The 12,511-nt window shown below is 32.0% G+C and carries 6 protein-coding genes; all 6 read right to left on the bottom strand.

Annotation, left to right across the window (positions count from 1 at the left end; translation table 11 throughout):
* Positions 1 to 209: 209 nt before the first annotated feature.
* The 6 genes from hpf to AACH31_RS09730 all read right to left on the bottom strand — a co-directional run bounded on the left by hpf (position 210) and on the right by AACH31_RS09730 (position 11,659).
* A complete protein-coding gene (gene hpf / locus AACH31_RS09705) occupies positions 210 to 758 on the bottom strand; it encodes a ribosome hibernation-promoting factor, HPF/YfiA family (protein ID WP_161832614.1) in 549 nt (182 codons plus the stop codon).
* Between the two features lie 224 nt (positions 759 to 982).
* Positions 983 to 1,387, bottom strand: a complete 405-nt coding sequence (locus AACH31_RS09710) for a hypothetical protein (protein WP_161832615.1) — start codon at positions 1,385 to 1,387, stop codon at positions 983 to 985.
* Positions 1,384 to 2,484 (bottom strand): helicase-related protein, encoded by a 1,101-nt coding sequence (locus AACH31_RS09715; protein WP_338617532.1) that lies wholly within the window; start codon positions 2,482 to 2,484, stop codon positions 1,384 to 1,386. Before AACH31_RS09715 ends, AACH31_RS09710 begins: the two co-directional genes overlap by 4 nt.
* Positions 2,485 to 3,314: 830 nt before the next feature.
* Positions 3,315 to 4,094: an HNH endonuclease gene (locus AACH31_RS09720; protein WP_338617534.1), complete on the bottom strand. Its 780-nt coding sequence runs from the start codon at positions 4,092 to 4,094 to the stop codon at positions 3,315 to 3,317.
* 651 nt (positions 4,095 to 4,745) lie between these two features.
* Positions 4,746 to 8,477, bottom strand: coding sequence for an Eco57I restriction-modification methylase domain-containing protein (locus tag AACH31_RS09725; RefSeq protein WP_338617536.1), 3,732 nt, complete (start codon positions 8,475 to 8,477; stop codon positions 4,746 to 4,748).
* 5 nt (positions 8,478 to 8,482) lie between these two features.
* Positions 8,483 to 11,659 carry a helicase-related protein gene (locus AACH31_RS09730; RefSeq protein WP_338617537.1) on the bottom strand — a complete coding sequence of 1,059 codons (3,177 nt, stop codon included), beginning with the start codon at positions 11,657 to 11,659 and terminating at the stop codon, positions 8,483 to 8,485.
* Positions 11,660 to 12,511 lie beyond the last annotated feature (852 nt).

Genomic DNA, 12,511 nt, shown 5'->3' on the forward strand with positions numbered 1-12,511 from the left:
AGCTAATACTCTGTTATTAACATAATGTTACCACTTTTGACTAAACATGTACACAAAAAAACCTGTTCGGAACATAACTTTACCTAATTTTTGTCATTTCATTCGGGAGATTTTCTCTAAAACCCTACATCCCCACAGAATCTATCATTTTTCACAAGCATAAAAAAAGACTACCGCGTAAGATAGTCTTTTTTGTTAATTCACTATTATTAATTATTCGTCTCAATCACAGCGTATTTTCCATCATTACGACGATAAACGACACAAACAGCATCAACAGCCATATCACGATAGACATAGAAGTCATGTCCTAATAATTCTAATTGCATAATTGCTTCTTCAACGTCCATTGGTTTTAAATGAACATTTTTAACTTTGTACGGTACTTCATCTTCTTCGTTATAAACCGTATCCGGATCATCAATAGTAATGAAGTAATCGCTAATACCCTCACGTTCACGAATTTTTTTGTTTGCTTTTGTTTTGTGACGACGAATTTGACGTTCTAATTTATCCACAACAAGATCAATCGCTGCATATAAATCATCACTTTCTTCCTCTGCTCGTAGGATGAACTGATTCCCTGGAATAGTCACTTCTACTTTCTGAATCACATCATAGATTTTAATATACACGCGAGCCTCTAAATCCGGATTTGTAGGTAAGAATCGTTGTAAGCTTCCCACTTTTTCCTCGATATAATTTTTAATAGCATCTGTTGCGTTGAAACGATTAGCTCCCCTAATTTGAATTCTCATTAGAATCACTCCTATCTATCTGATGTACCTCTATTATAATATAAATCCTTCATTTAAGAAAGCGTTTTCCGTATTTTGTCGAACACTTAAGTGCTTCCTCAAACGTGGAAAATAACAGTGTGAGATATGACTCAACTATTAAAAAGAGATTCATTTCATTTTAAGCAAAACAAAACAATTATATACCAGTAAAGCGCTTATAAAAATCTATAATCGGTTACTTTTTAATAAACTTTAATCGTCCGTTCATCCTGTTCGGTTGATAACACTAATCTAATTTGTCCAATTTGAATTTTAGAAAAAAATTTTTCTAGCTGTTCTAATAATACATCGCTCCACGGATAGGGACCCTCCCCTGACATGTCTAAAATCGTAACCGATTTATAACTTCTAAACTGCTTTCTAATCTCCTTGACATATTGGGGAATAAAAAGTTGTAGTAACACTAAATCTCCCTGATCCAGTCGTTCAAGAACAGATAGGAGCCATTCATTTTGTTCAAAAAGACAATGATTTTCCCCAATTTTTAGATTCCGTTTACACTTAGAGCATAGACACGGATCGTTAAGCGCAAAAATATCTTGAAGATTATGAATCGTTATTAATTGAAAACAGACGAGACACCTCATTTATAATCCTCCTTTAATAACTTCTGCCTTCTCGCATGGTTATTCATCTCACGAATCTGGCGTCGTGCAGACTCCATTGCCAAAGTAATTCCATAATGAAAAAATACGATTTCACCGTGTGGGTACATAGGATTTCTGCCAACACGCCCACTAATCTGAACAAGTGCACTCTCTTCGAACACCTCATGTTCTGTCGAAAAAATGGCCACATCAATATTTGCAATTGTTACCCCTCTTTCTAAAATCATCGTCGTAATCAAAAATTGACCCTTTCCCTCTTTAAAGTTTTTAACTTTTGCTAATCTATTTTCATCGCTTGAAAAAACAAACTCTACTTCTAATGCAAAACACTTCCTTATAGCCTCCTGTAAAAGGTACCCCATTTCAATTGTTGGAACAAATAACAATGCGCGTCTATTTAACATTAACTGTTTATTAAACCACTTTTTAATCACGCGTGGTAATCTCCTTTTCTTTAAAAAACGTGAAAGGTTTCCTGAGAAGCAGTATTTAGGAATATCTAATGCATGTAAATGATATCGAGCTGGAATTAAACAACATTTTAATCGTCCTCTTTTAATTAGCCTCTGATCCGTCTTAGAGGGGGTCGCCGACAAATAAATCGTTGCACACCCCGTTTTACATGCCTTTTGGGCTAATCTTGGTAACATCTCATCAAATGTATAAGGAAAGGCATCCACCTCATCGATAATTAGTAAATCAAATGCCTGATAAAATCGAATTAACTGATGCGTCGTCGTTACAACAATATCCCCATAGATATTTTTCTCCTCAGAATTTCCATGAAGCCCTACTACACGTGCATATGGAAAAGCTCGTTTAATTCGAGGAATCAAATCAACAACAACATCGGCACGTGGAATAGCCCAACATACACGCTTTTTTTGCAACAACGCCAATGAAATTGTCTCGAACATCATTTCAGTTTTTCCAGCACCACAAATTGCCAGTAAGGAAAACCGATATAAGAAATAACTTAACTCAAATAAAAAACTGGAGTGATGTTTAATATGAACTGTGAAACTATTAATAATTATTTTGAAAAGTATAACGTCCCGCTTCAAAATTTCGCTCACGAATACAACACACCTTTAGGAAAAGTCTTAGAGATAACAGAACTCTATTTATTAATAAATTCAACATGGGATACCCTCCACCTATATTATCATTTAGAATTCTATCCTAATGACGAACTAAAAAATGCAATCAGTGAATTTGTGTGTGAAACCCTCTAACTTTTGGATTAGCATGAGTTGTGGGATAAAAAAGAAAACATAATTAAAGAAACTAAAAAGCAGTTAGGTAGCCCTCTCGCTACTTAACTGCTTTTCTTATATATAATATTCCCGCTACTATCCTATCCTTATTATATAGGAAACGAATCAACAATCCCCTGAGCGATCTAACAAGACCACAACAAAGGAAAACGACAGTTTGACCCGGTGGAATTGTTAAGAGTCGCGACGGTGGGGTTAAGAGAACTAGACGAGGTTTATAAATATAGGGTTCTTGTTTAACAAACACCACCTGCATAAGGAATAGCACCACTGTCTGATAAATCTTGTATCCATCTTTATTAGGGATGGTTTTGAGACAAGGCCTCCCTTTCCGAAGACACCTTCCTATAACACCAAATGAATAGATCGCCATGCGTTCTATTCACCTCCTATTGAAAAAACAATCCCCTCAACTGTTGGTGGGTCACCAGCAACTATTGAGGGGATTTTTCTTTTCCTTTCTTCTAGTAAACACCCTCCTTCAACAAATAAACTAACCAACAAGCTCACACGCCCATACCGTGTAGGGCGTCTATGGATTAATGGTTAGTTCGGTTCTTGATTGTAGCGGAAGGCATCCCATAAGAAAAGGCTAATGATGCGAGTGCATGATTAGCCTATCCAAACAGCTACTTTCTATTTTGTAGTAGTTGTTTGACTTCTTGAACAGTATACGGTTTTTTTCTTCTATGAATGATTGCATGACAATTTGGACAAACCGGGATTAAGTCCTTTTTATAATTTACCAAATATTCTTCCTTGACTTCTGATATTGGAACAATATGGTGAACATGAATAAATCCCCTTCCTGCATCTCCATACACTTCTTCAAAATCAAACCCACAAATCTTACAATGGCATCCATGAAATTCAATACACTTCTCTCTTGCCTCAACACTCCGCTCATATCTATTAAGTTGAACCTCAACACTATTTCCTTCGTAATAATTATCCTCTTCAATCACATCCAATTTATCATCCAGAGTATCCTGCGCAAAATATTTCTCAATATATTCACCTAATTGAAGTTTATCATTCTGACACTTTACTGCACCTTGTGGTGCTTTTTTTAAACCTTGCTTCAGTAGAGATTCTAGCCCTAAATCGTCACATTCCAAAAACTTAATTAATTGTAACCTTACATATCGACGTGATTTCCTTTTCTCTTTCTCCCGTTCATCAACTGGTACTTTCCAAAAAGTAAAATCATCAATTGTATCCTCGTACAGGAGATCTACTGCTAAAACTTTCGTTTTAAACATAATTTTTTGATAAGGCGCCGAAGCATAAATAAACACCGTATCCCCTACAGCATACCGGTTATTTTGCCGCCAATCTATCGTTTTCAAACTAGCAAAGGCATTTATCGCATCATAATAATTTAAATCACATGGAATAATCCACCGCATCATCCTCACTCCCTATCCTAACTAACATCTAATATTATAGCCTATCATTCCCAACTTTTAAATCAGGTGGATATATCAATCCTACTTTATAAAAAGATTTAAATCCTTTTTAGGAATAAAACTCCACTGTTTGATGACTATCTTCTCTAATCCCTATCACCAAAAGCCATCATCCCATAACATCAAATGAATAGATCGCCTAGGCGAACTATTCATCCCCTTATTTCAAATTAATCCCCTCAACTGTTGCATCACTACGCAACTATTGAGGGGATTTTTCTTTCTACCGGAAGGTGCCTTCCTTCAACATAAAAACTAACCAACAAGCCCACACGCCCCTACGTTGTAGGGCGCATACGGATTGATGGTTAGTTCATGTCTTGTTTGTAGCGGGATGAATCCCATAAGAAAAGGCTAATGATGCGAGTGCATGATTAGCCTATCCATATTCCCCTATTATATAGGAAACGAATCAACAATCCCCTGAGCGATCTATTGGTAAGATAGGAGCCAGTAAAGGATTGAGGATTCGTGAAAATAGAAAGATTCAAATATAATTAAATTAAACAATATTCAATCTCATTCATATTTTGATTCTATTACATAAATTTTTGACTAATTTTTATATTACTACCTATCTAACTACTTTCCCTAATTATTAAGGTGCTCATAATTACTCTCAACAATTTTTCTTTCATTTTCGGATAGATTAAATAAATCATACACTAATATGTCTATTTTTCCCCGCAATATCTTTATTTCTTTCTCTAACTTAGGATCAGACTCTCCTTTTATCGCCAAAATCTTGTCTACGAAATTTATCATCAATCTTTGCTGCATTATATCCGGAAGTACAATTGGAATTTCTGATAACGGTGTTCCATATAATTCAAACATATCCCCTTTTAATTTCCCTTTAAACCTTAGCCATAAGCAATATAATTTAGAATTTAATAGTCCTAATAAATATTTTTCATTAATTTGATTTTTATACTGAGAATTAATAATTGAGACCATTATATCCGATTGTTCAAAACTTTGTGATGTCTCTAGGGCAAAGGTATTTGATTTACAACGACGAGGATTAACAATTTTACAAGGAGATTCAAATATATTCTTATCTCGAGGCCAATGAAGAGAATACCAAGGTAATTTCCCTTGTTGGGTTTCTCTCTTTTTTTCCAATAATGGTTTATAATATTGTAAATGATTTATAATATTAGGGATTTTCTCTATATTTGTATCTTTAGTAACATACAATACATATAGATACTCTGCACAGTCAATATAGAAAGGCTTTATATGAGAATTTTTATACACTTTTTTTATTAAAGTTTTTTCATATTCATTTAAATTTAGAGAATTCTTTTCTGTTTCATTTAAAACGAATATCCCCTCACCTTTAATCCAATCCTTAGAGTACTTTTGTACATATTTGTCAGTTACCTTATCTGCTCCAGATACAATCCCTTGTTTAGTTTCACAAATATCTCCAAATTTTAATTTACTTTTAGCCATTTTTTCTAAAATACCTTGTATGGAATACTCGTTATGATCGGTTAAACCTATCAATCTAATATAATTCTCTTCACCTTCGAACATTTCCTCTTGATTGACTAGATAGTAACTTGTTTCACTGTCCATACCGATGAAAATATCATTTAAAACTTTGGTTTCTGCCACACCATTTCGATGCGTAATAGAATTCCAAGCCGTGACATTCTGTGTTGGCGTCTTTTTTAAAATAGTTATTAAATTATGTTGGCCACGTGCAGATTCAAAGATTTTATACTCATTAAAGTTTATTAATCTCCTTATATTAGTTCTATTTTTTATATCTGTTCTTAAAACTTTTGCCCCATAGGCTGTTGGAAAATAATTAGTTGTAATAAAAGCTATCTCTCCATTATCTTTAGCAATATCAATAGCCTTATGAAAGAAGAAATAAAATAAATCCATTTTACCCTGATAATATTTTTTACCAAATTCCGTCTCAGCAATTGAACGAAGTATATCCTTATTTCCCCTTTCACCCACATAAGGAGGGTTACCAATTACTATATCAAATCCTCCCTTCTCTCTAAATACTTGTGCAAATTCTAATTCCCAAATAAAGTACGGTTTTAATTTATGGTCCCTTATTAGTTTATATTTATCTATAATGTCTATTTTTCCTTTTTTGCGTAATTCAAATATTATTAACTCATCTCTTAAGAAATCTATTTCTCTTTTTAACCCTTCCTTACTTTTCACATTTCTTTCATTGAAATAATAGTCTTGCTTCTTAAAGATTTCCCTAAAAATCTCATCCGAATCGAAAAGAATTTTTAATTGACCCATTACCTTATCTCTTTTTTTACCTGGAATCTCCGAGGGTGTTGATACCGGATTATCAAATAATTTGACACCTTCATATTCATCTATTAAACTATTTCCCACTAAAATATTCATATCTAAATTAGGTAATGGATGTGGTTCAAAATGCTCCTCTCTCAATTCATCTTGCTCTACAACAATAGATAACCATAGCCTAAGTTTAGTAATATCTACCGCACTTTCCTCAATATCTACTGCAAAAATACAATTTTGAATAGTCCTTAGTTTTAACTCATAAATTGACCTTTTACTTTCGTACCGGATGATATCTTCCTCAATAAGAATTGCTTCTCTACTTACTAAGTATTCGGTAATATTGTTTCTAGCCTTTACTATTTCATTCAACATACCTAAGGGAAAAGCTCCAGAGCCTACTGAAGGATCAGCAATCCTTATATTATCCAATGCCCTATCTATTTCAGCTAAATTATTCCATATAGATGGTTTTAATGTATACTCATCTATACTATTTTCCTTTTTCCTCCTGTCAACATCTCTGATTAAGTCACCATATAAGATAAATTCTTTAACATCATCTATTGGAATACCAACCTCTGTCGATAAATAATTCGTTAAAGTTTCTTGGCACATATGATGAACTATCACTCGTGGTGTATAGAATGCCCCTTTAGACCTTCTATCTTTTACGTCTAATAAATTTTCAAAAATCTTCCCCAACATTTCAGGATCTACGGCAACCTCTTTTTCCAACGGCTCATCCTCATTAATAGTAAAATTAAATCTATCGAATATATCTAGAATTCCACTTGATTTCCTGCTATTTAAATTTTTATTTGAAAAAAATTTGTTAGGTATATTAAAATTATTTGCTTTCCAATTATATCCTTGTAAAGGTTCAAAAAGTCCTCCATTTAAAAATGGGATTTTACAATTTAACCTATAAAAGTATTGATTTTTCCTTTCATTATTTAATGCTTCATAAAATAATGGTTCTAGATAATCATTAAAAAAATTCCCTTGATTATCTGTACATTCCTTCCACAAAAATTTAGAGATAAAATTTTTATTTCCGCTCCCCCATCTATTATTATATTTTGGAATCCTAAAAAATATATCTGATAGAACTCCTATCTCATACTCTGATACCTTTTTTGTCTGAGAATCGAATTTTTTTAATATGTAATTTCCATTATGATTTAGAGAATAGAATTCTTCTAATATTTTCAGTTCCCAATCAGCACAACCTGATTTTAAATTTATATATTCTTCATCGTTTAACTCATATGGTACTAAATCAACTCCTAGCCAGCCTTTTTTCTGTAAAAAATATAAAAACGCTAACTGGCCCATCAATTTTTTAGAAAATTGTTCTGAAAATTTACATACCTCTAAGCCAAGTCTATTAGACTCGAAAATAAAACCCTCACTTTTTTCTAAATATTCCTTTAACTCTAAATATTTTTCTTTATAGCCTTGAAAAAAATCTCTAGTAACCTTTTCAACGCTAAATGCGACCTCTATTTCATCTAAGGTTGGATTACGATTATCATCTTGGAAAATAGGTAATAATTGAGATTGAGCCGTATGATTAGGTTCATTTTCTCCCACCAAATATGAATACCTTCTCGCAGGGGTTAAATCTAAAATTACCCCCTTATCTGTGAAGGAATAATCTAACCTAACAAAAGATAATCTCCAACTACTTTCATCCTTAGCATAGTAAGCTACAATAGCAGCCTCTATATTATTTTCGTCTAATATTTTAGAAATAAAATTTCTTTGCATACTTCTAGCTCTATCAATGCTGGATGATTTACTTAATTCCACTGCTAATACAATCAGATTGTTATCCTCAACATCCGTATATTTTGCAACAATATTATATGAATTAATTTGTTTTCTATATTCATTCCACAAAACCTCTTTGTCATTACTATTTATCATATGAGGCTCGTTGAAAAACTCCCTTATAAATCTCCTAAAACTATCTATATCAAACCCTTTTTCAAAGGTCTCCTTTAAAATTTTTAACTTTAGATTATTCATCTAGTTTAACCCTCTTTTCTCAAATATTCGGACAATATAATCTTAGTTTCTCCGCCTATTATTAAATTTTTATCAACTTTTCTTTTCTCTAAATACTTATGTGGAACTAAATCAACTATTTGATGATAAATCTGTAAAGGCTCCTTAGTTTTTGAAGTTTTTCTTATAATTTCCTTCGATAAAGCTGGAGGAATATCTCCTTCTTCAAATGCTTTCCTGATATCCTTTAAAAGATGCGCCTCCTCCTCAGTATAGATATTACATTTTGATATAGCTTTAATTAATTTTATAATTTTTGCTTCATTTCCGCTTCTAGAAGGTTTTTCTATTATCGAATCGTCCATGTTTAAGGATGAATTAAATTCTAATTTATTTTTTTCCAAATGACTGTAAAATTCTTGAGGAGGTTTTATTTTAATATCGTTATCCGTCGATTCTAAATATTTCATTGCTGTGGTAAATGAAATTTCCGTACAGTTTTCCCCATTGGTAATATAAAATTTTTTTAAACCTCCCTTTCTTAGAAACGTGAGTGTAGAGTCTTCAGATATTTCCTTATATATTTTCCCTGTCTTAGACTTTTGAGGTAATTTTTTTATTTTCGAAAATAACGCCTCATTATTATCCCTAATATTTCTTATTATTTTTAAATATTTTAACTCCGATACTTCCTCATATTCTTCACTTCCATAAAGACTTTTACTATTTATCTTAGTATACAGGCTATGGGACGAAACGACTTCGTCGTCTGATAAATATTTAAAATCTTCCCCTAGAGTGTCATGAAAAGCTTGAATCTTCAATACTATATTTTCTTCTAATGTAAGATGAGCATTAGCCTGTGTAGCAGGAAAAAAATTGAAAACATAAATTTTATTATGCTCGGTACCTACACGATTAATCCTTCCAACCCTTTGCATAACCCTGGTAGGATTCCATGGTAAATCATAATTAACTAAAACGTTACTTCTATGTAAATTTATCCCCTCCGCTAAAACATCAGTAGTAACTAAAAATTGAATATCATCTTCCTTTTCATATAAATAATTAGGGTTATAATTGGCTTCAATCTGTTGTCTAACACTTTTTAACCCTTGTCCACTATAAATAAGCACCTTTTGAGGAAATTGTGTTTCTAAACACGATCCCACATATTCCGCCGTTTCTTTTGATTCTGTAAAAATAATTATTTTCTTATTCATCAGTTTTGGGTTATTTTTTATTTCTTTTAAGAACTCAAATATTTTAGGATCATCTTTTATTTTTCGCCACTTTTTCTGCAATTCTTTTAATAAGTTCAAATCCTGCTTTATCATATCAATGAAATTTGCCTTAAATAAATCGATTGAAAAATATTGAACTATATCTTCCTCAACTAATTCAAATAATTTCTTATTATCTCCATTGTCTAATAAGTCATATATATCTATCTTTTTACTTATAAAGACTTGTCCATTCGAACACATTTTTAAAAATTTTTCATACGATGTAATAAATCTATCTAGTGTTAGTTTAAATGCTTCAAAACTACTTTCCAATCTTTTAACAAGTATAGACTTCATAAAGCCTGACATATTTTTCTGTGAAACTAATAATGTATTCACCTCTTCAGGAATTTTATCTAAGTATTCTAATGGTTTGTATCTTGCGTATGTTAAGTTTTGAATAATCTCTATTGTATAATTAAATACCTTTTCAATTTCATCATTATAAGTATAAACAATTTTCTCTGGGTTTCCTAATTTAGGAAATTTCAACCCTTGTCTTTCTAAATCTTCTTTATAAAATTCCATAATCTCACTTCGTGTCCTTCTAACCATGATATTCCTTAGCACTTGATTACGAATAATCTCAGAATTGTTTTTTAAAGCTTCTTTGTAATCCTCAGATTTCTTATCTAAAGATTTCAAGTTATTATCTAATCGTCTAAAAAAGCTTTCTAGATTTCTATTATTTGGGATTATAAAACTATTATTTTTAGATTGGAACAAATATATTTGATTAGCTATATCACTAGAATAATTATTTAAAGGGGTTGCGGTAACTAAAATTACTTTTTTATTAAAACAAATCTCATGCAACTTTCGAAAACTTTCTGTTCTTTGATTTCTAAACCTATGCGATTCATCTACAAAAACATACTTTAGATTTTCCATTAAGTCCTTATCAGATAATAAAGAGTCCAATTTTCCTAAAGATTCTACCTTGGCTGAAACATCAAATTGTTGTAGTGTTCTTTCCCAATAATCTTTTAAGACAGGAGGACAAATAATGAGCTTTCTTCCTTTTAAACGTTGAGCTAACATAGCACATATATATGTTTTCCCTAACCCTACAACATCAGAAATAAACACTCCCCCATAATTTTCTAATGATTTTTTCGCTTGAATAACAGCATCCGTTTGATACTGAAGATTCATAAAACCATCAGGCAACAAATCATTATGCTCTTGTTCATTTTTATCTTCATTTATTTCCTCTTTAAAATATTCATACAATGTTTTTAAAAATAACTCATATGGGGTGATATCCTCTTTTAACCACGTTTCATTTTTAATTGTTTTAATATACTCCTCAGAAATATCGATAGATTCTATCCAAAGCTCCTCAAATTTGTCCAGTGCAAACCCAACATCCCTACTGTCTTTTAATTCTACATTAAACTCTAAATTATCAATTAATCCGGACTTTGAAAAGTTACTTGACCCAGTAACTACTGAACCATATTGATCTGGGACTTTACTCATATCCTTCCTCATTATATAAACCTTGGCGTGAATTTGGCTTTTAGGATATAGGCGCATTTCTAACTTTCCATTTTTAAGCCACTCAATAAAAGTATTTATTCCCCTCTCAATTATATATGAATCCTCACTTCCATTCATTTCCTCAACTAAATTAGAACAAAAATCCTGCTTGCCTCTATTCAGGGTTAATTCAAATTCCCCCAAACTATTAGTATATTGAATTAGTTCTGCAGTTTTGAAATCAGTATTTATACCTACTAATATCCTTATTTTTTCAACTTCCTGTAAGGCGTCACACAGTAAATAAAAGCCACTTGTTCTAAAATATCCAACTAGGGCATCAAAATATTGCGTATTAGACTTCAATATGCTATTAAATCTCTCTTGTAGATTTCTCCCCGGTTCGTTAGTAAAAAACCTTAAATCATTATGCATTTCCAATCTCCCTCTCAAGCTAATTGCGTAGTATTAGGCTCCTATAAATTCATAACGGGTCATTCTTCTTTAGATATATTTTAATATCTATACTCCAATTATATTATTCATAAAATTAAACAACAATATGATTTTTATTATACCCCAATAAATAGAACAAGTGGATATCATAAATCTAAACCATAAGCTCATAGTTTTTAAATATGTATAACCATTATTCCAGATTAAATAAAAAACCTAACCATTTATTAGGTCAGGTTTATTTATATTAATGCTTCCGCTACACTCATGAATAATAATAACATGTATATAGACTTGAAAGCAATAAGAATCTATGTTTTCCTACCATCCATCAAGCCAACCGCCTGCCATACATCGTATGGTGGCCACAAAGGATTGATGATACGGAAACTTATCTCTATTATTACTCTCTTACTTTCTTTTTTAAAAAAAATCTAGACTATTACATTGTTTCGAGATAGTTATGTTTACCTAAACCTTGCTTTATACCCCTACCACTTTTATTAAAGGATACCAACACCGTATTCATACCGTGTTGGTTTTCTTATCTTTCTCGCTAAACAGATTCCCTCTTTAATAATGCACTATTATTTATTAGTTATGATAACTCTATAAATTAGTCTCTATTGATGATGTTAAAAGCCCCAACTGTTGTAATCAACTATTGGGGCTTTTAAACATATTACGCAAAGATTATTCCCGCTATCACGAGAACATCTTTATTAATCCCCCCCCCAAAAAATATCAAGGCACCGCCCCCGAACATACGACAGTATGTCGGCCTGAGTGACTTGATATTTAGGGGGCCATCTTGTAGATCAAATGAAATAA

The organism is Turicibacter faecis, from assembly GCF_037076425.1.
GTDB classification, from domain to species: Bacteria; Bacillota_I; Bacilli_A; order MOL361; family Turicibacteraceae; genus Turicibacter; species Turicibacter faecis.